This window comes from Methylophilus sp. 5 (assembly GCF_000515275.1).
GTDB lineage: Bacteria > Pseudomonadota > Gammaproteobacteria > Burkholderiales > Methylophilaceae > Methylophilus.
This window is the reverse complement of record NZ_KI911560.1, coordinates 1,559,400-1,585,589: the sequence shown is the minus strand read 5'-3', so window position 1 is coordinate 1,585,589 and position 26,190 is coordinate 1,559,400. Positions and strand designations below refer to the sequence as shown.

The 26,190-nt window shown below is 50.1% G+C and carries 27 protein-coding genes and 2 riboswitches; of the genes, 9 read left to right on the top strand and 18 right to left on the bottom strand.

All coding sequences use genetic code 11. The annotated features are described in order from the left end of the window. Nucleotides 1-7: 7 nt before the first annotated feature. Complete coding sequence (gene fae, locus METH5_RS0107465) at nucleotides 8-550, bottom strand: formaldehyde-activating enzyme (protein WP_029147920.1); 543 nt, start codon at nucleotides 548-550, stop codon at nucleotides 8-10. Nucleotides 551-597: 47 nt separating this feature from the next. Then, the gene (locus METH5_RS0107460; protein ID WP_029147919.1) at nucleotides 598-1,038 is read right to left on the bottom strand and encodes a GNAT family N-acetyltransferase; all 441 of its coding nucleotides are present in this window, start codon (nucleotides 1,036-1,038) and stop codon (nucleotides 598-600) included. A gap of 118 nt (nucleotides 1,039-1,156) precedes the next feature. On the opposite strand from METH5_RS0107460, the gene METH5_RS0107455 reads away from it, so the two are divergent. Next, complete coding sequence (locus METH5_RS0107455; RefSeq protein WP_029147918.1) at nucleotides 1,157-1,537, top strand: DoxX family protein; 381 nt, start codon at nucleotides 1,157-1,159, stop codon at nucleotides 1,535-1,537. A 68-nt stretch (nucleotides 1,538-1,605) separates the two neighbouring features. Here METH5_RS0107455 and METH5_RS0107450 read toward each other — a convergent pair whose 3' ends face one another. The 7 genes from METH5_RS0107450 to def all read right to left on the bottom strand — a co-directional run bounded on the left by METH5_RS0107450 (nucleotide 1,606) and on the right by def (nucleotide 9,473). Next, nucleotides 1,606-2,868: a sigma-54 dependent transcriptional regulator gene (locus tag METH5_RS0107450; protein ID WP_029147917.1), complete on the bottom strand. Its 1,263-nt coding sequence runs from the start codon at nucleotides 2,866-2,868 to the stop codon at nucleotides 1,606-1,608. Between the two features lie 9 nt (nucleotides 2,869-2,877). Further along, nucleotides 2,878-5,040: an ATP-binding protein gene (locus METH5_RS0107445; RefSeq protein WP_029147916.1), complete on the bottom strand. Its 2,163-nt coding sequence runs from the start codon at nucleotides 5,038-5,040 to the stop codon at nucleotides 2,878-2,880. 4 nt (nucleotides 5,041-5,044) lie between these two features. Next, entirely contained in the window at nucleotides 5,045-5,620 is a 576-nt protein-coding gene (locus METH5_RS0107440; RefSeq protein ID WP_029147915.1) for a DUF4390 domain-containing protein, read from the bottom strand. Continuing rightward, the gene (gene rsmB, locus METH5_RS0107435) at nucleotides 5,598-6,887 is read right to left on the bottom strand and encodes a 16S rRNA (cytosine(967)-C(5))-methyltransferase RsmB (protein WP_029147914.1); all 1,290 of its coding nucleotides are present in this window, start codon (nucleotides 6,885-6,887) and stop codon (nucleotides 5,598-5,600) included. Before rsmB ends, METH5_RS0107440 begins: the two co-directional genes overlap by 23 nt. 120 nt (nucleotides 6,888-7,007) lie before the next feature. Further along, complete coding sequence (htpX, locus tag METH5_RS0107430; protein WP_029147913.1) at nucleotides 7,008-7,880, bottom strand: zinc metalloprotease HtpX; 873 nt, start codon at nucleotides 7,878-7,880, stop codon at nucleotides 7,008-7,010. 141 nt (nucleotides 7,881-8,021) lie between these two features. Further along, nucleotides 8,022-8,942 (bottom strand): methionyl-tRNA formyltransferase, encoded by a 921-nt coding sequence (gene fmt / locus METH5_RS0107425; protein ID WP_029147912.1) that lies wholly within the window; start codon nucleotides 8,940-8,942, stop codon nucleotides 8,022-8,024. Nucleotides 8,943-8,957: 15 nt separating this feature from the next. Further along, nucleotides 8,958-9,473, bottom strand: coding sequence for a peptide deformylase (gene def / locus METH5_RS0107420; RefSeq protein WP_029147911.1), 516 nt, complete (start codon nucleotides 9,471-9,473; stop codon nucleotides 8,958-8,960). A gap of 169 nt (nucleotides 9,474-9,642) precedes the next feature. Here def and METH5_RS0107415 point away from each other — a divergent pair, with 169 nt between their 5' ends. The 3 genes from METH5_RS0107415 to METH5_RS0107405 all read left to right on the top strand — a co-directional run bounded on the left by METH5_RS0107415 (nucleotide 9,643) and on the right by METH5_RS0107405 (nucleotide 12,339). Beyond that, a complete protein-coding gene (locus METH5_RS0107415; protein WP_029147910.1) occupies nucleotides 9,643-10,677 on the top strand; it encodes a LysM peptidoglycan-binding domain-containing protein in 1,035 nt (344 codons plus the stop codon). 15 nt (nucleotides 10,678-10,692) lie between these two features. Then, complete coding sequence (gene dprA, locus METH5_RS0107410; RefSeq protein WP_029147909.1) at nucleotides 10,693-11,805, top strand: DNA-processing protein DprA; 1,113 nt, start codon at nucleotides 10,693-10,695, stop codon at nucleotides 11,803-11,805. A 66-nt stretch (nucleotides 11,806-11,871) separates the two neighbouring features. Next, nucleotides 11,872-12,339, top strand: coding sequence for a DUF494 family protein (locus METH5_RS0107405; protein ID WP_029147908.1), 468 nt, complete (start codon nucleotides 11,872-11,874; stop codon nucleotides 12,337-12,339). Between the two features lie 61 nt (nucleotides 12,340-12,400). On the opposite strand, the gene metF is transcribed toward METH5_RS0107405, so the two are convergent. The 3 genes from metF to ahcY form a co-directional block, all read right to left on the bottom strand. Beyond that, nucleotides 12,401-13,228 carry a methylenetetrahydrofolate reductase [NAD(P)H] gene (gene metF / locus METH5_RS0107400; protein WP_029147907.1) on the bottom strand — a complete coding sequence of 276 codons (828 nt, stop codon included), beginning with the start codon at nucleotides 13,226-13,228 and terminating at the stop codon, nucleotides 12,401-12,403. A gap of 52 nt (nucleotides 13,229-13,280) precedes the next feature. Further along, entirely contained in the window at nucleotides 13,281-13,631 is a 351-nt protein-coding gene (locus tag METH5_RS0107395; protein ID WP_029147906.1) for a phage holin family protein, read from the bottom strand. A 119-nt stretch (nucleotides 13,632-13,750) separates the two neighbouring features. Then, nucleotides 13,751-15,175 (bottom strand): adenosylhomocysteinase, encoded by a 1,425-nt coding sequence (gene ahcY, locus METH5_RS0107390; protein WP_029147905.1) that lies wholly within the window; start codon nucleotides 15,173-15,175, stop codon nucleotides 13,751-13,753. A 92-nt stretch (nucleotides 15,176-15,267) separates the two neighbouring features. After that, nucleotides 15,268-15,351, bottom strand: a riboswitch (S-adenosyl-L-homocysteine riboswitch). Between the two features lie 222 nt (nucleotides 15,352-15,573). Here ahcY and METH5_RS15660 point away from each other — a divergent pair. Further along, nucleotides 15,574-15,723: a hypothetical protein gene (locus METH5_RS15660; protein WP_154650038.1), complete on the top strand. Its 150-nt coding sequence runs from the start codon at nucleotides 15,574-15,576 to the stop codon at nucleotides 15,721-15,723. Nucleotides 15,724-15,796: 73 nt separating this feature from the next. Here METH5_RS15660 and METH5_RS0107380 read toward each other — a convergent pair whose 3' ends face one another. The 3 genes from METH5_RS0107380 to METH5_RS0107370 form a co-directional block, all read right to left on the bottom strand. Continuing rightward, entirely contained in the window at nucleotides 15,797-16,804 is a 1,008-nt protein-coding gene (locus METH5_RS0107380) for a serine protease (RefSeq protein ID WP_232410983.1), read from the bottom strand. 409 nt (nucleotides 16,805-17,213) lie between these two features. Beyond that, the gene (locus METH5_RS0107375) at nucleotides 17,214-18,386 is read right to left on the bottom strand and encodes a diguanylate cyclase (protein ID WP_029147903.1); all 1,173 of its coding nucleotides are present in this window, start codon (nucleotides 18,384-18,386) and stop codon (nucleotides 17,214-17,216) included. A 61-nt stretch (nucleotides 18,387-18,447) separates the two neighbouring features. After that, nucleotides 18,448-18,912: an EVE domain-containing protein gene (locus tag METH5_RS0107370; RefSeq protein WP_029147902.1), complete on the bottom strand. Its 465-nt coding sequence runs from the start codon at nucleotides 18,910-18,912 to the stop codon at nucleotides 18,448-18,450. Nucleotides 18,913-18,980: 68 nt separating this feature from the next. On the opposite strand from METH5_RS0107370, the gene METH5_RS0107365 reads away from it, so the two are divergent. Beyond that, nucleotides 18,981-19,340, top strand: a complete 360-nt coding sequence (locus METH5_RS0107365) for a DUF2237 family protein (RefSeq protein WP_029147901.1) — start codon at nucleotides 18,981-18,983, stop codon at nucleotides 19,338-19,340. A 36-nt stretch (nucleotides 19,341-19,376) separates the two neighbouring features. On the opposite strand, the gene METH5_RS0107360 is transcribed toward METH5_RS0107365, so the two are convergent. From METH5_RS0107360 to METH5_RS0107350, 3 genes are all read right to left on the bottom strand, one after another. After that, nucleotides 19,377-20,273 carry an SGNH/GDSL hydrolase family protein gene (locus tag METH5_RS0107360; protein ID WP_029147900.1) on the bottom strand — a complete coding sequence of 299 codons (897 nt, stop codon included), beginning with the start codon at nucleotides 20,271-20,273 and terminating at the stop codon, nucleotides 19,377-19,379. A gap of 399 nt (nucleotides 20,274-20,672) precedes the next feature. Next, nucleotides 20,673-20,975 carry a cell division protein ZapA gene (locus METH5_RS0107355; RefSeq protein WP_029147899.1) on the bottom strand — a complete coding sequence of 101 codons (303 nt, stop codon included), beginning with the start codon at nucleotides 20,973-20,975 and terminating at the stop codon, nucleotides 20,673-20,675. Between the two features lie 2 nt (nucleotides 20,976-20,977). Beyond that, nucleotides 20,978-21,214, bottom strand: a complete 237-nt coding sequence (locus METH5_RS0107350; protein WP_029147898.1) for a hypothetical protein — start codon at nucleotides 21,212-21,214, stop codon at nucleotides 20,978-20,980. A 90-nt stretch (nucleotides 21,215-21,304) separates the two neighbouring features. Next, a riboswitch (cobalamin riboswitch) is annotated at nucleotides 21,305-21,516 on the top strand. A 139-nt stretch (nucleotides 21,517-21,655) separates the two neighbouring features. Between METH5_RS0107350 and METH5_RS0107345 the strand changes: the two genes are divergently transcribed. The 3 genes from METH5_RS0107345 to METH5_RS0107335 all read left to right on the top strand — a co-directional run bounded on the left by METH5_RS0107345 (nucleotide 21,656) and on the right by METH5_RS0107335 (nucleotide 26,178). Further along, nucleotides 21,656-23,542 (top strand): TonB-dependent receptor domain-containing protein, encoded by a 1,887-nt coding sequence (locus tag METH5_RS0107345; RefSeq protein ID WP_029147897.1) that lies wholly within the window; start codon nucleotides 21,656-21,658, stop codon nucleotides 23,540-23,542. Between the two features lie 86 nt (nucleotides 23,543-23,628). After that, the gene (locus METH5_RS0107340; protein ID WP_029147896.1) at nucleotides 23,629-25,494 is read left to right on the top strand and encodes a TonB-dependent receptor domain-containing protein; all 1,866 of its coding nucleotides are present in this window, start codon (nucleotides 23,629-23,631) and stop codon (nucleotides 25,492-25,494) included. Nucleotides 25,495-25,608: 114 nt separating this feature from the next. After that, nucleotides 25,609-26,178, top strand: a complete 570-nt coding sequence (locus METH5_RS0107335) for a hypothetical protein (RefSeq protein WP_029147895.1) — start codon at nucleotides 25,609-25,611, stop codon at nucleotides 26,176-26,178. Nucleotides 26,179-26,190 lie beyond the last annotated feature (12 nt).

Genomic DNA, 26,190 nt, shown 5'->3' with positions numbered 1-26,190 from the left:
CGCAGGCTTATTTCTGATCCCAGCTATCTTCCCACATGCAGTGTCTGATTTTGTGACGGTTAGCAATCAGTTCATCAATGCTAGGCTCGTCATTCAAGGCACGCTTCAACGCCAGCTTGATCGCTTCGTAGTTGTTTTTGTACAAGTCAGCCTTGTCCAGGTTAGCTTCTTTGGCACAGCCCGGGTCTACCCACAGCAACGCAACGATACACAACTCGTTGACCAGTTCTTTAGGAATAATGCCTTCGATCACAGCATCAGTAATGCCATCAGCCACACCAGCTTGCACCACGCCACCGAACAATTCAATGTTCAGGGAATCTTTCAAGGTCACTTTTGGCACCATCATGGTCGCAGGGCGTACCATCTGGTTAATATCGCGCACGGCAAACATCGCTGTATGGCCTTTGGTTTGTGCCATCATGTTGGCAAATGCAGCACCTACCGGGCCGTCTACAGAACCAATCAAGATTTCCGGCATCGCGGCTGTAACATCTTTACCTTCAGAAAACACGGTGGCTTCACCGGCTTTAAATACGATTTTTGACATGAGAATTCCTTTGATGTCTGCAAGTTTGAGAAAAACTGAAGCCGCAATTATACCAGTTCAAGTTGCATATCAATATGTAATATATCGGCATCACTGTAAGGCTCGCCGCAGATTTCAAAGCCGGTTTGCTGATAAAAACCCACGGCATGCATTTGCGCCGATAAGCGCGCATGTGTGACCTCCAGCTGACGACAGACCTGTATCGCCTGCAACAACAGCGCCTCACCCACGCCCTGCCCACGCCACTCCGCCAGCACTGCCATACGGCCAATATGCCCATCCGGCAAGACCCTGGCGCAGGCAAGTGGCAGATCGCCCTGGCAGGCCAGCAAATGGATCGCTGTTGCATCGGCAGCGTCCCACTCTAGCGCAACCGGCACCTGTTGCTCGTCTATAAAAACGCGTTGCCGAATATTGCGGCACTCTGCCCACAAGAGATGATGCATATTCAGTGCATGGATATTGAGTTGAATACCTTGGACGGACATGCCCTGCTCCGGATCAAATCCGCTCATTGTACCTGCATTGCAACTGCGCCTATATTGCAATTGACCGTGGCCACAGGCATCATACGTGCTTTATTAAAACAGGATTTGAGGAAAAGCTATGTGTCGTTTTCAAACTGCGGCGGCCAGAATTTTGCTGGGGCTGGTGTTTTTCGGGGTGGTAATTTTAAAGTTGATGGCGATTTTGAATACGCCTGACGGCTACTTGCAATATCAGATGACGTTGGGCCAGTTTGGTTTGCCAGCGGTGTTTGCTCCCTTGCTGATCCTGGTACAGTTTGTGTTTGGCCTGCTGCTGATTATCGGCTTTAAAACCAGACTGTCAGCGCGTGTACTCGGTGTGCTGGCAGCATTTATGGCATTGATTCTGGCACAGGCATCCCTGGACGCATTTTTTGCCTATATGGGCATTGCCGGCGGCATGTGGCTGCTGAGCATTTATCCTGACACAGCTTGCAGCCTGGATAACCGCCGCAAATAATTTTTCGTGCTTTGCTCGTAAAAAAAGCCGGTGCAATTGCCCGGCTTTTTTTGTTTGTGCCAACGGCATTAACCTTTGATTTTAATGCCCAGCTGCTTGAGTTTACGGTACAAATGCGTGCGCTCCAAACCGGAGATTTCTGACAGGCGGCTCATATTATTTTTCACCAGCCGCATGTGATACTGAAAATAAAAACGTTCAAATTCGTCACGCGCTTCACGTAAGGGCTGGTCGAGATTGAGCGGCATATGCTGCTCGGCCGACGCGGCAGTTTGGCCTTGAAAATTGGCTAACACCCGTTGCACATCTGCCTGCGTGATGACTTCGGCAAGACTGGTCATCAGTAGGTTTTGCACCACGGACTCAAGTTCATCCAGGTCACCCGGCCAATCGGCATTGCGCATGGCATTCAAGGCCGCAATATCAAACGATTTATAGTCAATTTTGCTGGCTTCCACCATCAGGGTAGCCATCGCATTCACCAGGTCAGGAATATCTTCTTTGTGCTCATCCAGGCAAGGCACTTTGACCGCTGCACCAGCCAGCGTTTGCAGCAAGGACTGCTCCAGCATGGCCTTTTCAATTAATTGCGGCAGGCCATGCTCACTGGCACAAATGACGCGCACACCGTATTTTTCAGACTTGTTAATGACCAGGCTCAAGCCTTTTTGTTCGGTTTTACCCAGCTTGGTCACTTCGTCGACAAACACTACGCCTTCGCGCGCCTGCTCCAAAATCTCCATCGGCGCAGTGACTAATTTTTCATACTCGGTGAGCGCAACCCACGGCGTATTGTGCGGTCGCAAAAATTTAGCGCATAAAGGCACGCTGCCGCCTTTTTTGCCAATCAGAAACAAGGTATTTTTATGCCGGGCCAGTTGTTCAAGGCGTTGCTTGAGCTCCTGAATCACCGCGCTTTTGCCAAAGCTGGATAGATTAATCTCGGTATGCGCGAGGTGCTCGGTGTGCTTAATGGCCGCAGTCACGGTTTTGAGCAGTTTTTGCAGCGCGATGGGTTTTTCGAGAAAATCAAACGCACCCAAACGTGTTGCCTCAACGGCTGTATCAATCGTGCCATGCCCTGACATCATAATCACCGGCATGGTTAGCAAGCCGGCATTCGCCCACTCTTTGAGCAAGCTGATGCCATCGCAATCCGGCATCCAGATGTCCAGCAAAACCAGATCCGGGCGCAATTTGAGGCGCTCGTCCCTGGCCACTTGTGCGTTCTCCGCCAAGCGTACGATGTGCCCTTCATCTCGCAAGATGTCGCTCAACAACTCCCGGATGCCTATCTCGTCATCGACCACCAAAATATTACGTGAAGCCATGGTACTTCCTTACACGATGCGCTCAACGCGCCGACGCTGTTGTTGTTTATCTACCGGCAAGCTGATGGTGACGCTGGCGCCCCCTTGTGGCAGATTGTCTATGCGAATCTGTCCACGCTGCTCTTCTATCATTTTTTTCACAATGGCCAACCCCAACCCGGTGCCGTGAGACTTGGTGGTGACATAGGGTTCAAACACCCTTGCCATCACATCGGTTGGAAAACCACTGCCGTTATCGGTCACTGTCAATTTTATACGCTCGCCATCATAATCGGTCAAGATAACAATGTGCGGCTCAGCCACTTGCGTCAATGCATCCTGCGCATTTTGCAGCAAGTTGTGCAAAATCTGCCGCATCATGGTCGCATCGGCATAAATGTCCGGCAGTTGCTCATGTAAGGCAAATACCAGCTTAACTGCCGAGGCGTTATACAAGCGGCTAACATCACGAATTAAAGCATTTAAATCCAGTTTTACCAACTGTACCGCCGGGGTTCTGGCATATTCACTAAACTCGTTGACCATGTTTTTCATGGCCTGCACCTGATTGACGATAGTGTCTGTGGCCTTAAACAACATCTCGGCGTCTTTGCTATCGAGTTTGTCCTGCAATTTAAGCTGCAGGCGCTCTGCCGACAATTGTATTGGTGTCAGCGGATTTTTAATCTCGTGCGCGAGCCGCCTGGCAACCTCGGCCCAGGCCGCATCGCGTTGTGCCTGCGCCATCGCGGTCACATCATCAAACACCACCACCAGCCCATGCCCCGCGCCTTCTGGCAATCGCGTGACGCGCAACATAAGAATCTGCGACCCGTGCACACCTTCAATGTCGATCTGGCTGGTCAGGTGCCGTTCATGATGGTCAAACTGCAAAGTGTCTTCGTAATGCTGCATCACCAGCTCAGTAAACGGGCTGAGATATTTTTTTTCTGCCGCCACTTCGGTAAAAATCTTGTTTTTAAAACCGACCAGCGAAATTCCCAGAATATTAGTCGCCGCCAGGTTATACACGCGCAACTCTGCGCGCTCATTAATGGTCATTACACCCGAGCTTAAATGCGACAGAATCGCCTCCAGGTAAGCGCGCGCAGACTCGACGTGCTGACGGCTTTGCTCGGAGGCATTTTTTGCCTCCTGCAGTTGCCGCGTCATGCTGTTAAACGACTTCACCAGCACACTCAGCTCATCTTTACCAAACGAAGGCAATTGCTGTGAATAATCGCCGCTGGCAATCAGGCGCGTGCCTTCTGCCAGCACGGTCAGCGGTTGCGCCATGCGGCGACTCAGCGCAAAAGCAATGGTCAATGCACCGAGCATGGAGAGCAATAAAATCATGGTCAGCGTCAGCATGAAAATATCTTTTAATGACTGACGGCTGTAAGACAGCGTTTGATATTCGCGATAAACGTCTTGCACTGATTCGGCGGTATTCGATAGCGCCTTTGGCACTGGCTGCATCAATTGCAAGATGCGCATTTCACCAGTAATGCCCAGGGTTTCCACTGGGGTCAGCACCCGCATATAGAGGCCTTTACCCGGAATCGGCTCGATTTTTCCGTAGACACCCGTTCTGGCCTGACGCAGCTGAGGCACCGAAGGCAACTCGGGCAAAAAGCTGCTGGGGTCCGAGCTACTCACAGCCAAAATGGCCCCTTGCGCACTGAGTAAAGCTGCGTCCTGGATGCCTGCTTTTTCGCGCAAATCGTTGATCTGGCTATAGTGTGAGCGGGCCGGCTGCAGCGACACGGAAACGGCCATGCTTTGCGCTTTTTCTTTCAGGTCGCCCAGCATAATATCCAGTGCACGCTGGCCAAGACTCAGGCCGCCGTCCAGCGCAGACTCAACCTTGACGTTAAACCAGGACTCAATGGAGCGCGACAGAAAATTCACCGACACCAGATACACAATCATGCCGGGAATCAGCGCCATCAGCGCAAACGTGACCAGCAGCCTGAAATTGAGTTTGCTGCCAACCTGCTTGGTTTTGGTGGTGCGATAAAGATGGCGTAACTGATAAGCAATGACGCCCAGCAGCAGCACCGCCAGACCGGCATTGATATAGAGCAAGACCAGGTAATAGTCGCCGCTAATGGCGGTATTGGCACTGGCGAGCGACAGCAGATAAAGCAGGGCTGCTGCCAGCGCAATAGACAAAATCAAGACATAACGCATAACGCTAGCGCAGTGTTTCCTTCACCCACCAGCTAAACGTGGGCGTGACCAGCTCCCAGTCACTTTCACCTAATGCATCTAATTGCAGTGCTTTGGGCAGTTTGCTGGTATCCAGATGCATTTTGAGCGCAGCCTGGTAGGGTTGGTTTTTTTCGAGGGTGGCATGTGGCACCAGCCGCCAGTCATGAATCAAGCCCAGCTCGCGCCTGGCTTCACCCAGGCTATCAAACACTTTTTGTTGTTGCGGGTAATTGAGCAGATATTGTTTGGTGAGCGCATGGTAGTTAAGAGTCACGGCACGACGCTCAGTCACCACTTCGTCATCAAACCAGTATTTAAGTGGTTTGACGATTTGAAACTCGTACAAAAAGGTGAGCGCAACGCCTTTACTGAGTGCCTCTTCCAGCGCGCGCCCAAACTGGAGATCAAGATCGGCATCCAGTGTCCACATTTCATCGCGCAACACCAGTTCTGCACCACGAATATGCGCATGATTGCCACCAGCCATCACCACCCAAGTCGTCAGGCTGAGCAAGAATCCTATGCATAACCAGCGATTAATGTTTTTGCAAAAGTGCATAAAACAATCCGTCATGCGCAGCGGTGGGCAACAATTGGCCGCCAACCTGCGCTTGACAAGGCAATGTCGTCACATCAAAAGCGAGCGGCAACCTTGTCGCATCGGTGTGCGTGGATAAAAATTGTTGAATTTGCATTTCGTTTTCTTGTTGGAATATTGAGCAAGTCACGTAGAGCAATTTACCGCCTTTTGCCAGCATTTGCCACAAATTCGATAAAATTTCCTGCTGTGTACGGGCAAATACGGCCAAATCCTGCGGCCTGCGCAACCACTTCATATCAACATGGCGGCGCACAATCCCCGACGCGCTACAAGGCACATCGGCCAGAATACGGTCAAACAAGTGGCCATCAAACCAGTCAGCCTGAGCGGCGTTGCCGGTGATAACTTGCGCTTGCAACCCTAAGCGCTGCAAGTTTTCATGCACACGCCGCAAACGCTCAGTTTCCACATCCAGTGACAGCAACTCAATGTCACTCGCCTCCAGCAGGTGGCAAGTTTTACCGCCTGGCGCGCTGCAGGCATCAAGCACACGCATGCCTGGCTGTAAATCCAGCAACGGTGCTGCCCATTGCGCCCCTGCGTCCTGCACACTGACCCAGCCTGCCTCAAAATTGGGCAGTTTGTATACTGGCAACGGTTGTTGCAACTGAATAGCGGTGCCGCCCAAGTGGCTCACCTGAATGTCGGCCGCCTCCAGTAGCTGCATATACCCTGCCACATCTGTCTTGCGCAGGTTGACGCGCAAGGTCATCGGCGGGTGGCTGTTGCCTATGTCTAAAATGGCTTGCCATTGCTGCGGATATTGTTGCTTCAGCGTGTCTATCCACCATTGCGGGTAGTTAAACTGCACCTCTTCGCGCTGCATCATAAGCGGCTTTAACGCCTCGCGCTGACGCAAAAAATTACGTAACACCGCATTGACCAAACTTTTAGCCCACCGCTGGCCGGTTTTACCCGCCGCCTCTACCGCCTGATTAACCACGGTAAAATCATCATCGGCACTATGTAGTAGTTGTGACAACGCAACCAGCAACAAGGCAGACACACGATCATCGGTAACCGGTTTAGGCGTCAACGCTTTAAGATAAGCAGCCGCCTCTGCATAAAAACGCAGCGTGAGATAGCTATAATCCTGCGCGGCTGCTTGCTGTTGCGGCGTGGCCGATTTGACCTTGCGCAGCGCCTTGGGCATGGAAACAGTCAGGTTATGTCCGGCCAACACTTCGGCCACCGCATGCGCGGCGATTAATTGGGCAACTTGCAACGATGATCTCTGGGCAAAAAAAGCTATTCTACTTGATGCGCCCCAATTACACAGTGAAAAACGCGCGCAATAAAAAAGGCTTTCACCAGAAAGCCTTTTTAAACTTCAACACATCTGCGCTTAATATTGGTTGGCGAGTGCCAACAAGCGACGAATACGCTCCTCTGTTTGCGGGTGAGTGCTAAACAAGCCCTTGAGGTCAGCGCCAGACAATGGATTAATAATCATCATCTGGCCGGTTTCAGGGTGTTGCTCAGCCGTCATGTTCGGGATCTGGTGTGCGTAATGATGGATTTTTTCCAGCGCGGCCGCCAGCGCTTTCGGGTCACGGCTAATATCCGCGCCCATGCGGTCTGCTTCATACTCACGCGAGCGCGAAATCGCCATTTGAATCAACGAAGCCGCCAACGGCGCTAGCACCATGATCAGAATACCGATCATCGGGTTAGGCCTGTCTTCACCATCACGGTGGCCGCCGCCAAACATCAGGCCAAATTGTGCAATGGATGAGATAGCGCCGGCCACCGTGGCTGAGATAGTCGAAATCAGCGTATCGCGATTTTTCACGTGTGCCAGCTCATGCGCCATCACGCCGCGCAACTCGCGCTCACTTAAAATCTGCATGATGCCAGTGGTGGCTGCTACGGCTGCATGCTCCGGGTTGCGGCCCGTCGCAAAGGCATTCGGCTGGCTTTCGTTCATCACAAATACACGCGGCATTGGTAGCTCGGCGCGCTCAGCCAACTCTTTAATCATATTGTAGTAATTGCGAAACTGGCCATTACCAAAATTATTGTCAGCGTTAATTTCAACCGCGCCATACATCTTTAACACCGCCTGGTCACTAAACCAGTAGGCATAAAAGTTCATGCCGCCCGCCAGTAACAAAGCGATTAACATACCACCCTGGCCACCCAGCGCCCCGCCAACAGCCACAAACAGGGCCGTAATGGCTGCCATCAGCACAAAGGTTTTGGTCCAGTTACCTAACATACATACTCCTTGAATACTTAATAGACTGCCATCTTAATATGCGGTGATGACAGTGGTTTTTCAATGGCTGCGCGAGCAAATACCGAATCGTTGAGCGAACCGGGGGGCCAGTGAAAAGCGCGTGAAATGTAACCAGCCTGCTTAAGAAAACTGGTCGCCCACCTGCACATGCTGCCCTTGCACAAACTGCTGCGCTGTTTGCCGCTTACCACCCGGCATTTGCAATTCGAGAACCTCCAGCACGCCGTCGCCACAAGCGACTCGCAATGGCTGTGTTTCCAGCACAGTACCAGGCCGGCCCTGGCCAGTCGCAGACTGCGCAAACCATACTTTGCACACTTGCTGTTTAAACTTGGCAGTCGCCACCGGAAAAGGATTAAACGCACGCACCTGACGTGACAGTTGCTGCGCAGAGAGTGTCCAGTCTATGGCAGATTCGGATTTCTCCAATTTGTGCGCATAGGTGACCAATGACTCATCCTGTACTTCAGAACGGAGCTCGCCTGTGCTTTGCAATATGTGCATGGCTTCCACCATTAAACGCGCACCTTCACGGCTAATCGCATCATGCAGGCTTTGGGTGGTGTCGGCCTCGGTAATAGCAACCGCCCATTTACTGACCATATTGCCTGCATCCAGCTTAGGCACCACCTCCATAATGGTGACGCCCGTTTCGGCATCGCCAGCCAGGATGGCTCTATGAATTGGTGCCGCACCGCGCCAACGCGGCAGCAATGAGCCATGAATGTTGTAACAGCCACGCTTGGGGATATTCAGTACGGCAGTCGGGATAATCAGGCCATAAGCCGCCACTATCATGACATCGGCATTCACCGCAGCGACCTCTGCCTGTACTTCTGCAGGTTTGAGGCTCTCCGGCTGAAACACCCGTAAGCCATGTTGCAGGGCCAGCTGTTTGACCGGGCTGGCTTTTAGCTGCATGCCACGGCCAGCCGGGCGGTCTGGCTGGGTTAATACCATGACAATCTCATGGCCAGCATCAATCAAGCCCTGCAAAGCAGGCACGGCAAACTCCGGGGTTCCGGCATAAATAATTCGCATGCAAATCCCCTGTGACTAATAACTATTGCGTTCGATTTCGCGCGCGTGTTTGACCATTTTGCTGCGGATACGGTTACGTTTGAGCGTTGACAGATACTCAACAAATACCTTGCCTTTGAGGTGATCCATTTCATGCTGAATACAGACACTGAGCAGGCCATCGGCATCCAGCTTATATGTTTTACCGGTGGCGTCCTGCGCCTCTACCGTGATGAACTCGGCCCGCGTCACATTCTCATACACACCAGGCACCGACAAACACCCTTCTTCGTAATCCTGGCTACCCGCCTCGGCAATGATTTTAGGATTAATCAGCACCAGCAAATCATTTTTTTCTTTGCTTAAATCAATCACAATCAACTGAATGTGCTGATCGACCTGCGTGGCAGCCAGCCCGATGCCCGGCGCATCATACATGGTCTCGGCCATATCGCTCACCAGCTGCTGCAATGCGGCATCAAATACCTGTACTCGCTTAGCCACCGTGTGCAAGCGCGGGTCAGGATATTGCAAAATTGGAAGTAGTGCCATGCTCTACAAATCTTTCCATTCAAATAGTTTGAGGGAAAACAGGGTAAAACGCCCGCTTTTTCACCTTGATAAGAACTTTAAACCCATGCTAGATTGGTCGACATTGCGCAGATGCTGCGCACCGTTGGTGCTGCCCATCCTTTTGTGCTGCATATTACAGAGACGCCACATGACCAAAATTGTTCAAATTATAACCTTGCTTGCGCTGGCTTGTAGCAGCTTGTTGGCGCATGCCGAAGAAATTCCTTTACGTCCGCAACATCCAGATCGCCACGTGGTGGTCAAAGGCGATACGCTGTGGGACATTTCTTCCAAGTTTCTCAAAAACCCATGGCAATGGCCACAAATCTGGCAACTTAACCGCGAGCACATCAAAAACCCGCACTGGATTTACCCGGGCGATGTGATTGTACTCGACACCAGCAGCGGCAAGCCGGTGTTAAAACTGGTGCGCGAATCGGTCACGCTGGAGCCGGGTGTAATTGTGACGCCGATTAAAGGCGATGCGATTCCTGCCATCCAACCTAACACCATTCTGCCATTCTTAAGCAAACCAATGCTGATTTCGCCAGAAGACCTGAAAGCGGCACCGAGAATTATTGCCGCACAGGAAGAACGTGAAATATTGAGCCCCGGCACGCATATTTACGTGCAGGGTTTGCCAGAGTCGGATAGATCAGTCTGGGCCATTTACCGCGAGGGTGAGCCAGTCAAAAACCCGGAAAATGGTGAAATTTTAGGCAACGAAGCGCATTACCTGGGGGAAGCCAAACTCTCACGCCCAGGCCAGCCAGCCACGTTAACCATCACCCAGGCCAAAGAAGAAATTGCCCTTAAAGACAAGCTGATCGCCGTGGAAGACAGCCTCAACCCGGCTTACATCCCACATGCGCCTGACATGCAGATTGAAGGCCAGATTGCGCGAGTGAGTGAAGGCATTAACGAAACAGGGTATGGCCGCGTCGTAGTGCTTAATCGAGGTGAAGAGCAAGGCGTTGAGCGCGGCCATGTGTTGTCTGTGCTACGCAAAGGTGTCAGCATGATTGACCCCGAGTCCGACCCCAAGCATCCGGTCACGATTCAGCTACCCGATGAACCAGTGGGTCTGGTGATGGTATTTAAAACCTTTGCCAAACTCTCATATGCTTTAGTGATGCAGGCCTCACAGCCTATTCATACAGAAGATGTGGTTCGCACCCCATGATGTACAAGCAACAGCGTGACGACAACTGCTGAACATATTGCGCCATGGATTGCACTCAGCCTGGTCAAGGGGCTGGGCAGCGTCACTTACTGCCAGCTACTCCTCAATTTTAAAACGCCAGAAGCCATTCTGGCTGCGCCCTCTTCTGCACTGCGCGAGCTGGTCAGCAAAGAGGTCGCCGATGGCATCCAGCGTGCGATGGAGGACCCGCACATTGCGCACACGCTGGCCTGGCTAGATCAAACAGATAACCACCTGATTACCCTGGGCGACCCCTATTATCCGCAACGGCTGCTGGACACCGACCAGCCACCGCCGGTGCTATATGCCAAAGGCAATCTGCAAATGCTTAAACGCCCTTGCCTGGCCATTGTCGGTAGTCGCCATGCGACGCCGCAAGGTGAAGCTACCGCTGAAAACTTTGCCGAGAGCCTGTGCCGGGCCGGATTAGTCGTAGTGAGTGGCTTGGCGCTGGGCATAGATGGCGCAGCACACCGCGGCGCCCTCAAAGCAGATGGTGCCACCATTGCGGTGGTCGGCACCGGGCTGGATATTGTTTACCCGGCGCGGCATAAAACACTGGCACACCAGATTGCGCAATATGGGCTGATCCTGTCTGAATACCCCTTGGGTACGCCATCCCTCACGCACAACTTCCCCCGGCGCAACCGCATTATCAGCGGCCTGTCTGAAGGCTGCCTGGTGGTAGAAGCTAATATCGACAGCGGCTCATTAATTACCGCCAAACAAGCGATTGAACAAGGGCGCGAAGTGTTTGCCATTCCAGGCTCGATTCATTCACCAGTGGCAAAAGGCTGTCACGCTCTCATCAAGCAAGGCGCAAAACTGGTCGAATCCACCGAAGATATATTGAGTGAATTACGGCACATCCGCCTGCCAAACCAGGCCTTATTGATTAGCCCGAATGGGCCATCACCCGATTGGACTAATTTACCCGCCGAAGCAAGCCCTGTCTTGGTTTGCATGGGGTTTGACCCCTTGTTTGCCGAACAGATCTCGGCCCGCTCAGGCTTGACGCCCGAACAAGTTTCCACCATGCTAACACTACTTGAATTAGAAGGTGTGGTCAGCCATCTCGCCAGCGGTCAATTCCAACGACTGGCTTAAAGATCAGGCTTAGACCCACCCCAACAGCGCTGTCTATGCAACAGCGCGTTTGAGGAGACTATATACATGTTGGAAGTATTGATATTTATTTATCAAAATTACTGGGATAAACATGATGCGTTAGAGTTGAAAGAAACCGACGAAACCATCATGGCTTACGAGTTATCCCAGGCTGGATTTAACCATCAGGACATTCTGCACGCGGTAGACTGGGTGAAAGACCTGCGCCGCTCGGTACAACAACCGCGCTATTTGCACGACCCGGCGGCCATTCGCATTTTTTGCGAAATGGAGCGTAGCAAGATTAATGACGAAAGCCTTAACTTTCTCACGCTGCTGCAACGCAGTGACATCATCACGGCCTACGAGCGCGACTTGATTGTCGATCGTGGCATGGTGCTGCCACAAGAAACGCTGAGCATGGAAGATATCCGCTGGATCACCATGATGGTGCTATGGGACGAAACACGCAAACAAGACTACTTGTTTGTAGAAGACGCCTTGTTTAATCCACAAGGTCTTTCACTGCAATAAACACAATGGACGTAAAAAAGCGCGACCTGATTCAGGCCGCGCTTTTTTTATTTTTTTAACGCTATAACTGCCGAATAATCTGGCCAATAATCCCGGCCTGATTCAGCGTGTAAAAATGCATTTTATCGACGCCGGCAGCGATGAGCTTGGCACAAATATCGGTGACCACATCGGCGCCAAACGCACGCAATGACGGCAAATCGTCACCATAAGCCTCCAGGCGCAAACGTAACCAGCGTGGAATCTCAGCACCACAGCCACTAGAAAAACGCGCCAATTGCGTGTAATTGTAGATAGGCATAATGCCGGGAATAATCGGCGCGGCAACACCCAGTTTTTGCGCTGCTTCTACAAAGCGGAAATATGCATCCACGTTATAAAAGTACTGCGTAATCGCCGAGTTAGCCCCTGCATCAATTTTACGTTTAAAGTTTTCGAGGTCTTTTTGCGCAGAGCCTGCTTCCGGGTGAAACTCAGGATAAGCCGCCACTTCGAGGTGAAACCAGTCACCGGTCTCGGCACGGATAAAGCTCACCAATTCGTTGGCGTACTTAAAGTCACCTGCACTCACTTCACCAGAAGGAATATCGCCACGCAGCGTGACCAAGCGCTTGATGCCTTTGGCCTGGTAGGCCTGTAGCAGCTCGCGAATTTCTTCTTTACTGGAAGAAATACAAGAGATATGCGGCGCAGCACCATGGCCTTCGGCCTGTATTTCCAGCACGCTATCCATGGTGCGATCACGCGTAGACCCGCCAGCGCCAAAAGTTACCGAGAAAAACTCAGGCGAAAATGCGGCCAACTCGTTGCGCACATTACGTAGATTAGCCATGCCTTCCGCGGTTTTTGGCGGAAAGAATTCAAAACTGAAAGAAGTTTTATTATTCACTTGTTTAATCTTTATCTATTCACTGTTTGGGCCTCATGGGCCGTATGAATGCTCAATCTTTATCATCCAGGACAATCGCACTCAGTACGCCTGAGATCACACTGTAAACCAGCGCCCCAATCACACCAATGAGGATTGAACTGACCGAAAAGCCTTGCAGATAATTGCCGACCGCCCAAAATAGCAGCCCGTTAATGACCAGTATAAACAGGCCTAGCGTGAGTAAAGTGATGGGTAACGTGAGAATCACCAGCAAAGGTTTAATCAGCACATTTACCAGGCCAATCACCAAAGCGGCCACTAATGCCGCTTTAAAGTTCGCCACATGAATACCGGGGACCAGATAGGTCACCGCCATCAATGCCACTGCATTTAATACCCAGACAACCAGTAACTTAAACATGCTCACTCCTCAGGATTTGCTTGAGAAAGAGTGTACACCCAAACCACCGCCAAGACATCTGGCGGTGATTGGGCACGCTAGTCAGTCACATTGAGTCACGCCAGGCGTGTCTTTTCAGCTTAATATCTATAGTGATCTGGCTTGTATGGGCCACTTTTGCTCACACCAATATACGCAGCTTGTGCGTCTGTCAGCGTGGTCAATTGCGCGTTGAGTTTTTTCAACTGCAAGATGGCCACTTTTTCATCCAGATGCTTGGGCAAGGTATACACGCCCACCGGATATTGCTCAATTCGCGTAAACAGCTCAATTTGCGCGATGGTCTGGTTAGCAAAACTGGAGCTCATGACATAGCTTGGATGGCCGGTGCCGCAACCCAGGTTAACCAGGCGGCCTTTAGCCAACAGGATGATGCGCTTACCATCCGGGAAAATCACATGGTCCACTTGTGGTTTGATCTCGTCCCACTGGTATTTTTCAATGCCAGCAACGTCGATTTCGTTATCAAAGTGGCCAATATTACACACAATGGCCTGGTCTTTCATTTTGGCCATATGGTCATGGGTGATCACATGGTAGTTGCCCGTTGCCGTGACAAAAATGTCGGCATGCTCGGCTGCGTAATCCATGGTCACCACGCGGTAACCTTCCATCGCTGCTTGCAAGGCGCAAATCGGGTCAATTTCAGTCACCCATACCTGGGCAGACAACGCACGCAATGCTTGTGCAGAGCCTTTACCCACGTCACCGTAACCAGCAACGACGGCAATTTTGCCTGCAATCATCACATCGGTCGCACGTTTGATACCGTCAACCAGTGATTCACGGCAACCATACAAGTTATCAAACTTGGACTTGGTCACAGAGTCGTTCACGTTAATCGCCGGGAAAGCCAATTTGCCCTCTTTGTGCATTTGATACAGTCTATGCACGCCGGTAGTGGTTTCTTCAGTCACGCCTTTAATCGCGGCCAAACGGTTGGAATACCAGCTTGAATCTGTTTTCAGTTTGGCTTTAATCGCGTTAAACAAACAGACTTCTTCTTCTGAGGTAGGGTTAGCCACCACAGACAAATCTTTTTCGGCACGGCTACCCAAATGCAGCAGCAGGGTCGCATCGCCACCATCATCCAGAATCATGTTTGAGAATACTTCTTCCCCATTTTGGCGGTCAGCCCATTCAAAAATGCGGTGGGTGTAGTCCCAGTATTCTTCCAGCGTTTCGCCTTTTACCGCGAACACAGCGGTGCCTGTCGCGGCAATCGCGGCGGCGGCGTGGTCTTGGGTAGAGAAAATATTGCAGGAGGCCCAGCGCACGTCGGCACCCAGATCCTTCAGTGTTTCAATCAACACTGCTGTTTGGATGGTCATATGCAAAGAGCCAGTAATACGTGCGCCCTTGAGTGGTTGTTGAGCAGCATATTCTTCGCGAATCGCCATCAAGCCTGGCATTTCAGTTTCGGCAATCGCAATCTCCTTGCGACCCCAAGCAGCCAGGCTCATGTCAGCCACGATGTAATCTTTGATATCAGCTACAGTATTCATGTTTCAAATCCTTAAAAAGATGAAAACTGAGCAGGAAAAGTTCTAAGAACCGGTGGAAACGTTTGTTCACCTTTTTTCCGTGCTCGCACAGTGAAAAGTGAACGCCGTTGAGATGCTTTGCAGCAAATACTCTGAGCCTGGGAGTCGAGTGACTCTCGCAGCGTTCCTCAGAAGTGGCGAATTATACGCCAACCCGGGCATTTTACAAAAAAGTGGCTGGCACCAAGCGCGAAACAGCGGGCTAAATCACACGCAAATAAACCGTCTGCCTGCGCCCAAACATCATCAGACAAACTAAGCCTATTACACCTTGCTGCTCTGCAAAATCACTGTCATACAGCTGTGCGATGATGTCATCACGGCAATCAGCACACAACCAGATCAGAAAGGTGGTTCACATGACAATGTACCAAGTGATGGACGAAGAGAACCATTGCATCGCAACCTTTCATCATTTTCAGGAAGCGATTTATACCGCACAAGACTTCACCCTGTGGGATGATGAACATTACTACCATGTAGAAGAACTCGACATGGCAGTGGCATAAGCAAGCAGCCTCTGTCGCAAAAAAAGCGCCCATTCAGGCGCTTTTTTGTTTTAGCCTCAGACCATGATCGCTATTAAGGCAAGCTTTTCATGGCCACTGTGAGCGCGTCAGCTGCCTCGGCATCCAGGTGCTTAAGTGTATCGACACTGGCCATGGCCTCACCGTGTTTACCGCTCGCCTCGGCAATCATACCCAGATAATAAAATGCCTGGCTATGCTGATCGTTCATGCTTACCACACGATGTAGATGTTGCTCTGCCAGCGTCAAGTCTTTGGTTTCATACTCTGCTGCAGCCAGGTAAAACCATGCCTCGGTGTTATGTGGCTCTTGCGCTGTCCATTGTTCGGCAATCACTTTCAAACCGTTCCAGTCTTTATGCAGGTATGGATACACCACCTTCATAAAATGTGGCCACTCAGCTGCAGGCTTGCCCCAAAAAGGTAATTCACTTTTAACGACGATAGGGCCTGCTGGTTTGCTGATCAATGCTTGCACCCAGTCAACCGACATATAGTAGTAATAAGCGTCTTTGCCAGGGCTTTTCAGGGTGATCAAGCCCACCAGTGCGCCACTGTCATCAAACAAGCCGCCGCCGCTGGCACCTTGCCTAAAGCTGCTGGTCGCACGCACAATGACAGAGTCATCCATGCTAAACAAACCTTTAACCACACCGCTAGTACTCACTGGGGCAGCTACAAAACTAGGGTAGCCAATGGTAAATACTGGTTGCTCATATTTAAGCTCGCGGCTGGATTTCATCGCCACTGGGGATAGTGGCAAATCTTCCATTTGCAACATGCACACATCATGCTCCCAGTCTGGCTTAACGCCCACCGCATGATAAGCAGCGCCACCACTCATGACACTGATACTGCTGGCATTAGCCACCACATGGCAGTTGGTCACTACTTGGTTTTCGGCCACGACCACACCAGAGCCCAAACCATACTGGCCGTTTTTTAGCCCGACTTGCACACGCAACACACGACTATTTAAATCATGAACCAGCGCCTCGGCTGGCTCGGCCATCAGCGATGCGCTTATGCATCCTAACAATAATCCGATTAATAATTTCGTCATGTCGTGCTCCAATCTATGGCAGCAAGTGGGAGGTGTTACCCGCTTGCCGGTAAGTCGCTGGAAAGCCTGTCAGGTTTGATTTAGCAAGACGTATTCCAACCTGCACTTACCCCTGCTTTAGCGGCCAAATACACGACTCAGGCCAAGCACAAACATTTAAAATTATATTAATAATCAGATAGTTAAAATAAATAATCCTTTATTTAAAAACAGTATTCTATTTAAGAAACAGCGGTACCATGAGCAAGCGAACGATTACTTGAGCAGAGCTTCGCACCAAAAAAGTGCACCAAAATAACAGGCGCACAATAAACTGGCATTTGAGTAGATTTTCAGGAAAACGCTGGAAAAAAAAGAGACATAACCGCACAGCTATGCAAGCATCGTACGGCCAGCTTGTAGAGATAGATTAATGGTTAGCGATAAAGACGCGATTGCGGCCTTGCTGTTTGGCAGCGTAGAGCGCGGCATCAGCCATTTTCATCAAATGTGCCAGGCCTTGCTGATCGCTAAGCTGCGAGGTAGACACCAGCCCAAATGATGCCGTGTAGTGAATGTGCTCACCATGATCACTCATCACGCTGTGGTCTATTTCTGAGCGCAGACGCTCAATCACGCGTGCGGCTTCATGCAGGTCTGTCATCGGCATTAAAATGCCAAATTCTTCGCCGCCGAGGCGACCGACCATATCGCTGGTGCGTAAAGCATTGACGCAACGCAAGCAAAAATTCTGCAAAATCAAGTCACCGGCATGGTGCCCGTACTGATCGTTGATTTTTTTAAAATGGTCAATATCGACCATCGCAAATGCAAACGCCGAGCCATAGCGCTGACTGCGCCGGATTTCTGATTCTAGCTCATGGATAAAATGCCTGCGGTTGGCAATGCCGGTTAAAAAGTCGGTAAAGGCAAACTTGTCTGCCTCAATATGCAGTTGATAAATGCGCCAGGCCACGAAAATACCCACCGTCAAAAACAAACTGAGCAGGAGTGCCGCATAAGCCAGGCCATGCCGCGTGTGTTTTTCCAGGCGCTGCTGGCTTTCATTCACATATTGGGTAGCACGTTGATTGGCGTTTTTGAGCACCACCTCATTCAGACTGGCAACCTGGTTAAATCGCGCAGTCCACTGCGCCTCTATCAGGCGGTTAGCCTCTGCATAGCGGGCGGCTTCCAGTGCATGCAGTATCTGGTCGCGCACCTGATTAAGCTGCGCCAGGGTTTGTTTAAGCCGAGTGACTTGCTGCGGGTCGCCAGAGTAACTATGCGCAATGACTGCAAGTTTTTGCTGCGCCAACTGCTCACGCGCCTCAATAAAAGTCACTGTCGTTGCCAGTTGCAAACGATCCGCCTGAATCAAGGTGGCATAGAGCAGACTACCGCGAATCTGATACAAATCGGCCTCTAAAGCCAGTGCCGCGTTGGCAACGGCAAAAGGCTGCTCATAAAGCTTGCGCGTGGTTTGGTGCATTTCGCGCATGCTAGAGAAATAAATCCACACAAACAGCAGTACGCCGATAAAAGCGATCAGAAACCCGGCGACCAGAATATACAACACGGCATGTTTTCGTTGTCTGTTCATAAGCCTGTTCTATGTGAGTAATGCATCTAGAATGCGGTAGCCGCCCTGCCCAAGCCAGCGATCAATCAGCCAATAACGCCGAAATAACAGCCCACTCCTTGGGATCGACCGGTGTAATCGACAGGCGGTTCCCTTTTTGCAAAGTGCGCATATTGGCCAACTCAGGCACTTCCCGCATTTCTTTCAGGCTTAACAACCTGGTTTTGCGCACCAGTTTGACATCCACATTGACCCAACGTGGATTTTCCGGGGTAGATTTCGGGTCAAAATACTTGTGCCCCTCCACAAATTGCAGCTTGTCTGGGTAAGCCAATTGGCTGACCTCACACAGCCCTGCGATGCCGGGCGTCTCACAATTAGAGTGGTAAAACAACACGCCGTCGCCTGGTTTCATCTGGTCACGCATGAAATTGCGGGCCTGATAGTTACGCACACCGTACCAATCCACCGTTTGGTTTGGAAACCTTGCCAAATCATCAATCGAAACGTCCGAGGGCTCGGATTTCATCAACCAGTAACGCGCCATGCTTGAAAACCTTCTTATGTCCAACAAATGCCAGTATCATAAACCAAGTTACAGTACAGCTGACAATCATGGCAAAAAACGTTCTTGGCACCCTACTCATTCCCTGCAGCATGCACCCAATCACTGGTTTTATGCGCGACGGCTGTTGCGGATTTCACCCGGAAGACATAGGCAGGCACACCGTGTGTGCAGAAATGACAGATGAATTTCTGGCGTTTTCACAGGCGCAAGGCAATGATTTATCAACCTCAAGACCAGAATATGGCTTTCCCGGGCTCAAAGCTGGCAATCGCTGGTGCTTGTGCGCACGGCGCTGGTTAGAAGCAAGCGAAGCTGGTTATGCCCCGCCGGTGATTTTGGAGTCTTGCGATGAAAGTTGCCTGGAAGTAGTCAGCCTGGCCGACCTGATGTATCACGCATTACGATAATCAGATCAGCCAGAAAAATATTTTGCGGCCAGCAGCTTAATGCAGCCGACGCTGACTGCGACGCGCCAGCATCATGACCAGTCCAGCGAGCAGCAATCCCGCTTGCGCAGGCTCAGGCACTGGAGAAATGGCGGCAAACATGCGCTGCCCAAGATACTCGTGCACCTTGGTCGTGATATGCAAATCATCCCAAAAAATATACTCATCAGGATTGGCACATAAGCTTGCGCCGTTATAACAAGCATCTGTTAAATTGGTAAATCCATTACTCAGCGCCTGTGCCACGCCATTGTCCAACTCGGTTTTGGTATCAAAATAAGTCAAGCGGGCAGACGTTGGCAACCCTAATCCTGCAAGCCCCGCAACCAGGTAATCGTTGTAGTCTCTCGTGTAATCTTCTAAAAACTGAACCACACCCGGCGTAGCCACGCTGAATCGTGGCGCATCAACCAGCGCAGGTAAGCCCAACACAAGAAAGTCGGTCGCGCCTTTGCTATGCAATAACGCCACCATATCAATCATATTTTGTGCCGCGGCTTGTGCAGTAAAAGTTTCAATGCCGTTGCCGCCGCCATCCAGCACATATAAATGTCCAGCATCAATCGAAGATACCGTATTCAAATAACTCGACATAAAAGTGAGCATATCCGCTGTAGTTGCGCCACCCACGGCAAAATTCTGAAAACTAGCGGGTGAATTTACCCCCAACTCAGTGGCAAGATATTCAACAGCCGTTGGGCCATTGGTAAAACGATAGTTGCTGTAAGGCAAAGCAGTTTGCCCGCCACCAAACAATTTGTAATAACTGACCACCGCAGTCTCTTGATCACCACCGTCAAAAAGACTATCTCCTATCGCAGTGATGCCGCTGTAGGCAAATGCTTGCTGAGAAAACAACACAAATGCAAAAAACCAGAAAAATAGCTTACGCATGACGTACTCCCTGAGTGTTAATTGTTAATTTATGCAATCTACTGGATTTTTAATGAATCCATCAAGGATTGCAATAGAAACTTTTAAAACGACAGCTATTTGAAACGTAACGAGAGACGAAAAAAGAGAAGGAGTGAATGATGTGCTAAGGGGTTACCTGAGCCTTGATCCTGAACCAAAAAGTTCAGGTGGTAACAGCCTAAGGTACATTAGGTTCGCACGCCAAGGGAGCCTTAAAAGACCACCCAACTTAGTGCGATCGCACAGCACCTGATGAGCCGAAACCTATAACAAAGACTAGTTCAAGGAATTTTAGACTCAGGCAACGCCTTAGCACACCATTTTTATGATACGCCATTTAGCAAAAATGACGATGAAAATTTTGTGAATTGAAGCGGATTACAACAGCTTATGCTGGCCGGATAACACATCATCAATCTGCTGCTGCATGGTCGAAATGCGTTTTTTAACATCGCCTACATCCACACCGCCGCTGCGCGTATTCAACAACTCATGCGTGATATTGAGTGCTGCCATAATGGCAATCCGCTCAACACTGACCATTTTGCCAGCATCACGAATTTCGCGCATTTTACCATCAAGGTAGCCCACGGCCTGCAACAAACTGTCACGTTCTTCGTCAGTACAGGTGACGCTAAGCCCGCGCCCCATAATTTCGATATCAATCGGATTACTTGCCATGACTAATGACCTTCCTCAGGCAACGCTGACAACAATCGCTCTAACTGAACGCTGGCTTGGGTCATATTCAGCTTGAGTGATTGCGACTCCTGATGCAGCCGTGTGACCTCCTGACGTAACTCAACATTTTCGTCACGCAGCTGGCCGCACAAAGCAATTAGCTTCGTCACACGCTCTTCAAGACTTTTTAAATCGGCATCCATCAGCCCATTATCTTTTAAAAAAATGAGTGTGGTCAATAGCTAAGCGCGTTTTTTCAAAGTAAATTAACAATTTAAGCATCGCCGCCTAAAGTTGGCTTACTGGCAAAAAAACGTGCTTTAGACTAAAATAGCGCTCAGTTGTCAGGTGCCTTCGCTGTGTTTCTTACAGAAAAGGTGAAACTGGGAAACAGGTGCGTGAACCACGTTCACAACTCCTGTGCTGCCCCCGCAACGGTAAGCAAGTGCGGGTCTATCCACATGCCACTGAGCGCAAGCTTGGGAAGGCGATAGATCAAAACTTGCAAGCCCGGAGACCGGCCTCGCAACCAACCATTTGCAATACCGCGGGGTGACGGTGTCTGATGATGTATTTAGCATTGCTTATTGTATAAGCAATGCTTTTGCGCATTCTCCCTCACTCCCTGGTCTTGATAGACAACCCATATGCGGGGACGCATATGACACAGGGATAAGATAATGAAAAAAGCCATTCTTAAAGGCCTGATCGGCCTTTCTTTAAGCGAACTCGCCTATGCCGCAGACAATGCAACGCTAGACGAAGTCATCGTGACTGCAACACGCACACCTCAACAGCAAGAGTCGGTCATTGCCGATGTTTCTGTGATTAATGCAGAAGAAATCAAGCGCGGCGGTCAAAGCACATTGATTGAATTGCTGCAACGCCAACCCGGCATTGAAATTAATAATAACGGTGGCGCAGGTAAAACCTCAGGTGTTTTCATGCGTGGTACCAATACCGGTCATACCCTGGTGTTAATTGATGGTGTGCGTGTGCAGTCAGCTACAGCAGGTACAACAACACTTGAAAATATACCGATCCAGCAGATCGACCGCATTGAAATCGTCAGAGGACCATTAACCAGCCTCTACGGGCAAGATGCGATTGGTGGCGTCATCCAGATTTTCACGAAAAAAGGTGTCGACGGTTTCAAACCGTATGCAAACCTGGGCTTTGGCACCTACGATACAACCTTGGCAGAAGCTGGTTTGCGTGGCAAACAAAATGATACTGCGTACGCAGTGAATGTTTCAGCAAACAAAACCAACGGATTCTCCGCATTGGATACCCGTAACCCCAACCTGAACGACAACGATGGTTATCGCAACCTGGCGGTGACTGGCAGCCTGTCGCATACAATTGTAGAGGGTCATGAAGTCGGATTAACCTTGATGCACAGCAAAGGCAGAACCCGCTACGACAACCGGTTTAATATCGATGCAACATCCCCAGCCTTTAATCCGGCCTTTTCTGACCATGCAGATATTGAACAGCACACCTACTCGCTGTTTAGTAAAAATCAGATAACAAGCAACTGGCACTCCACTTTACGTATCAGCCAAGGCTTTGATGAGTCTGTCAATTACGCAGCCCTCGGCCCATTTACCAGCGAAAGCAGAAGCCTGTTTAGAACAAAACAAGACCAATTTAACTGGCAAAACGATATTGCTCTGCCAGTTGGCGTGCTGACTCTGATGTATGACAAACTGGAAGACAAAGTGAACTCCACGACGGCTTACAATAATACCAAGCGCACCAATGAAGGTTACGTTGCCAGCTACGTCGCGAATATAGGCGCACATACTATTCAAGCCAGCGCACGTGAAGATCACAACTCAAGCTTTGGTAACAATGTGACTGGCGGTTTAGGCTATGGTTACAACATTAATAACGCGTGGCGTATTACCGGTAGTTATGGCTCTGCATTCAAAGCACCTACTTTTAACGACTTGTTCTTTCCAGACTCTTTTGGCTTCGCAACCAGCAATCCTAATCTAAAACCTGAGAAATCAGACAACGTGGAAGCCAGCCTACGCTACCGTGATGACACATCCAGCGCTTCGCTGACGGCCTATGAAAATAAAATTCGAGACCTGATCATTCTGGATAGTGCATTTGTTCCTGCCAACCTGAATAAAGCCAAGATACGCGGCGTCACACTGGCAGCTAGCCAGCGCTGGGAAAGCCTGGACATAGGCGGTAGCATCGACATTCAGTCACCACGTGACGATACCACCGACAACATGCTGGTGCGTCGCGCCAACCGACACGGCCAGTTTAATCTCGGTTACACGGTACAAGACTGGCGCTTTGGCACGGAGTTAGTGACTTCTTCTGCACGCTACAACGATTCTGCCAACACTTTGCGCATGGGTGGTTACACCCTTTTCAATATGACTGCACAATATAAAATCCATCGCGACTGGACTGTGCAAGCACGTGCCAACAACGTTTTTGATAAAAACTACCGCTTGGCATTGGATGGTAATCCGGCAACAACAGGCTTTGCCTACAACACCCCTGGCGCCAACCTGTTCGTGAACATTCGTTACGAACCTAAGTAACCCTCTCAATCAATACCAACCATTAACAATACAATCTTTCTTCCTGATCAGCTCGGTGTAGAAAGATTGTATTCGAGAATCACCAAATGAATATAACCATCAAAAATCACCTCCCCTTTATTGGGCTGATCTTAAGTGTATCTGGCAGTCTCTTTGCCGCAGACAACACTAATTCACTTGATGAAATCGTAGTCGCTGCCAGCAGAACTCCACAATCCACAAAAACAGTCACGGGCGACGTCACTGTCATTGACCGAGAAGAAATCAATAGACTACGCGGTGGATCCTTAACTGACTTACTAAGACTGCAACCTGGAATACAAACCTATACCAATGGCGGCATGGGGACGAGTAGCAACATTGCCATGCGTGGCACAAATGACAATCAGCTGATTGTATTAGTGAATGGTGTACGCATGAACTCTGGCACCACAGGCACCACCGCTTTTGAAAATATTCCGCTAGCGCTGATTGACCGCATTGAAATTGTGCGCAGCCCGGCTTCGAGCCTCTATGGCTCTGACGGCATTGGCGGCATTATTCAGATTTTCACCAAACGCGGCCAAAGCAATAAAACCCATGTTTACGGCAGCCTGGGGGCTGGCAGTTATGATGCTTATAGCGGCAATGCCGGATTCGACTCTGCTTATCAAGCATTAAAATTAGGTGCCCAAATCAGCAATTACGATACCCGCGGCATTAGTGCAAGAAAAAACCCGACTGCGGCAGTAGACAAAGATCGTGACGGATACAACAATTTTAGTGGCTCTGCATATGCCGATCTCGAGTTTGCACCTGGCCACTCCCTCGGTTTGCAATATCTGGAAAGCAAAGGCAAAAACCAATATGACAGCGGCTATATTGGCAACTACTTGGAGAGGCATCAGCAAGGATACGGGCTAACACTAAAAAATGCTCTGACAGAGCACTGGAACAGCAAAGTACAATACAACGTTGGCCGGGATCAGTCTTTCAGCATCAACAGCGCCACCCGCAATAGCAATATCGAGACAGAGCAACGCCAGCTATCCTGGCAGCATGATTATAGTCTGACGCATGGCACAGTCACTTTTGCTTACGATAGACTGGAGCAAGATGTTGAGACTGAAGCAACGGGTGTCCGTACACTGGACAGAAGCCGCAATAATGATGCTTTTGTACTAGGTTATGTGGGCAACTATGCTGCACACAGCACTCAATTGTCATTACGTGAAGATCATAATAGTCAGTTTGGCAATTACACAACTGGCGGCATCGGTTATGGTTATGCATTCACACCTGCATGGCGATTCACCGCCCAATATGGATCTTCTTTCAGAGCGCCGACCTTTAACCAATTGTATGCTGACAGATTTGGCAATCCAGATTTACCATCAGAGAAAGCAGACAATCTTGAAGCCAGCCTCCGCTATCAAGGGCAAGAATTACAAGCCAAAGTTACGGTATTTGATAACCATATTCGTAACTTTATTCAAACAGTGACATCAGGCTGTCCAGCTGGCTTTACCAGTGGTTGTGCTGTCAATGTCGGCAAGGTTGAAGTTCAAGGCGTGACGATAGAAGGCAGTATGCCAATTGGCGAGCAATGGCTAATCACTGCCAATGCGACTATACAATCTCCGCGTATAGATGCCACGGACAATCTGCTGGCTAGACGTGCACAACGCTACGGAAATATGATTGTGCAATACAAAAATGGCGCCTGGGACTGGTCCAGCGAGCTAACCGCCTCTGCTGAACGTTACAATGATCCTGCCAATCGCATTCCGCTGGGTGGCTATGCCTTGCTTAACTCAACGTTGGCCTATCAAATCAACCCGAGCTGGCGCTTACAAGCACGTGCAAACAACATCTTAGACAAAAACTATGTGTTGGCAGCGGTGTCATCCACCGTTGACTACAACACCATGGGCACCAACGTGTTTGTCAGCCTGAATTACGATATGAAGTAAACCGGTAACGGGTGGATTTTGCCCAAGCCTGATCGAATTGGGCTAAAATTCACCCCTAGTAATTAACCCCAGTAATAAAACTTAGTCATTCATCTTAATTTTGGAGTCGTTGGCATGCCACGTAAAATTTCAACCCAATCTCTGGCAATCGCACTTGTCATTGCACTGATGGTCATTGTGACGCGCGGTCATCATTTCGCTTCTATCGAGTTTTTGCCTAGTGCTTCTTACGCGGCGTTCCTGATTGCCGGTTACTACCTGCGCTCGACAATTCTGTTTGTTGCACTGCTGGCTTTGTGCGCTGGCCTGGATATGGCAGCAGTGACCTGGGGTGGCGTGAGCAACTTTTGCGTGACGCCTGCCTACGGCTTTTTGTTGCCGGCCTATGGCACCATGTGGCTGGCTGGCCGCTGGTTGGCAGACAATACAACCTGGGCGTTCAGCAGCCTGTTTAAATTGACGGGCGTAGTAGTTGCCGCTTCTGCGATTGCGGAACTGTTCTCCAGTGGTGGCTTCTACTTCTTTGGTGGTCGTTATCCTGACCCAACCTTTGCCGAATTCGTGCCACGTTTAGTGAAATACTTCCCTAAACAACTCGAAGCAATTGCATTCTGGGTGGTGGTAGCACTGATCGCACACGTGGTGTTTGGCCTGGCTAAACGCTCTGTCCGCGAAAACGCTTAAGTTCCACACAGC

Excerpts from the sequence above, each read along its gene's own strand:
- fae (WP_029147920.1), bottom strand. The coding sequence starts at position 550 with ATGTCAAAAATCGTATTTAAAGCCGGTGAAGCCACCGTGTTTTCTGAA.
- METH5_RS0107460 (WP_029147919.1), bottom strand. The coding sequence starts at position 1,038 with ATGTCCGTCCAAGGTATTCAACTCAATATCCATGCACTGAATATGCAT.
- METH5_RS0107455 (WP_029147918.1), top strand. The coding sequence starts at position 1,157 with ATGTGTCGTTTTCAAACTGCGGCGGCCAGAATTTTGCTGGGGCTGGTG.
- METH5_RS0107450 (WP_029147917.1), bottom strand. The coding sequence starts at position 2,868 with ATGGCTTCACGTAATATTTTGGTGGTCGATGACGAGATAGGCATCCGG.
- METH5_RS0107445 (WP_029147916.1), bottom strand. The coding sequence starts at position 5,040 with ATGCGTTATGTCTTGATTTTGTCTATTGCGCTGGCAGCAGCCCTGCTT.
- METH5_RS0107440 (WP_029147915.1), bottom strand. The coding sequence starts at position 5,620 with ATGCACTTTTGCAAAAACATTAATCGCTGGTTATGCATAGGATTCTTG.
- htpX (WP_029147913.1), bottom strand. The coding sequence starts at position 7,880 with ATGTTAGGTAACTGGACCAAAACCTTTGTGCTGATGGCAGCCATTACG.
- fmt (WP_029147912.1), bottom strand. The coding sequence starts at position 8,942 with ATGCGAATTATTTATGCCGGAACCCCGGAGTTTGCCGTGCCTGCTTTG.
- def (WP_029147911.1), bottom strand. The coding sequence starts at position 9,473 with ATGGCACTACTTCCAATTTTGCAATATCCTGACCCGCGCTTGCACACG.
- METH5_RS0107415 (WP_029147910.1), top strand. The coding sequence starts at position 9,643 with ATGACCAAAATTGTTCAAATTATAACCTTGCTTGCGCTGGCTTGTAGC.
- METH5_RS0107405 (WP_029147908.1), top strand. The coding sequence starts at position 11,872 with ATGTTGGAAGTATTGATATTTATTTATCAAAATTACTGGGATAAACAT.
- METH5_RS0107395 (WP_029147906.1), bottom strand. The coding sequence starts at position 13,631 with ATGTTTAAGTTACTGGTTGTCTGGGTATTAAATGCAGTGGCATTGATG.
- ahcY (WP_029147905.1), bottom strand. The coding sequence starts at position 15,175 with ATGAATACTGTAGCTGATATCAAAGATTACATCGTGGCTGACATGAGC.
- METH5_RS15660 (WP_154650038.1), top strand. The coding sequence starts at position 15,574 with ATGACAATGTACCAAGTGATGGACGAAGAGAACCATTGCATCGCAACC.
- METH5_RS0107380 (WP_232410983.1), bottom strand. The coding sequence starts at position 16,804 with ATGACGAAATTATTAATCGGATTATTGTTAGGATGCATAAGCGCATCG.
- METH5_RS0107375 (WP_029147903.1), bottom strand. The coding sequence starts at position 18,386 with ATGAACAGACAACGAAAACATGCCGTGTTGTATATTCTGGTCGCCGGG.
- METH5_RS0107370 (WP_029147902.1), bottom strand. The coding sequence starts at position 18,912 with ATGGCGCGTTACTGGTTGATGAAATCCGAGCCCTCGGACGTTTCGATT.
- METH5_RS0107365 (WP_029147901.1), top strand. The coding sequence starts at position 18,981 with ATGGCAAAAAACGTTCTTGGCACCCTACTCATTCCCTGCAGCATGCAC.
- METH5_RS0107360 (WP_029147900.1), bottom strand. The coding sequence starts at position 20,273 with ATGCGTAAGCTATTTTTCTGGTTTTTTGCATTTGTGTTGTTTTCTCAG.
- METH5_RS0107355 (WP_029147899.1), bottom strand. The coding sequence starts at position 20,975 with ATGGCAAGTAATCCGATTGATATCGAAATTATGGGGCGCGGGCTTAGC.
- METH5_RS0107345 (WP_029147897.1), top strand. The coding sequence starts at position 21,656 with ATGAAAAAAGCCATTCTTAAAGGCCTGATCGGCCTTTCTTTAAGCGAA.
- METH5_RS0107340 (WP_029147896.1), top strand. The coding sequence starts at position 23,629 with ATGAATATAACCATCAAAAATCACCTCCCCTTTATTGGGCTGATCTTA.
- METH5_RS0107335 (WP_029147895.1), top strand. The coding sequence starts at position 25,609 with ATGCCACGTAAAATTTCAACCCAATCTCTGGCAATCGCACTTGTCATT.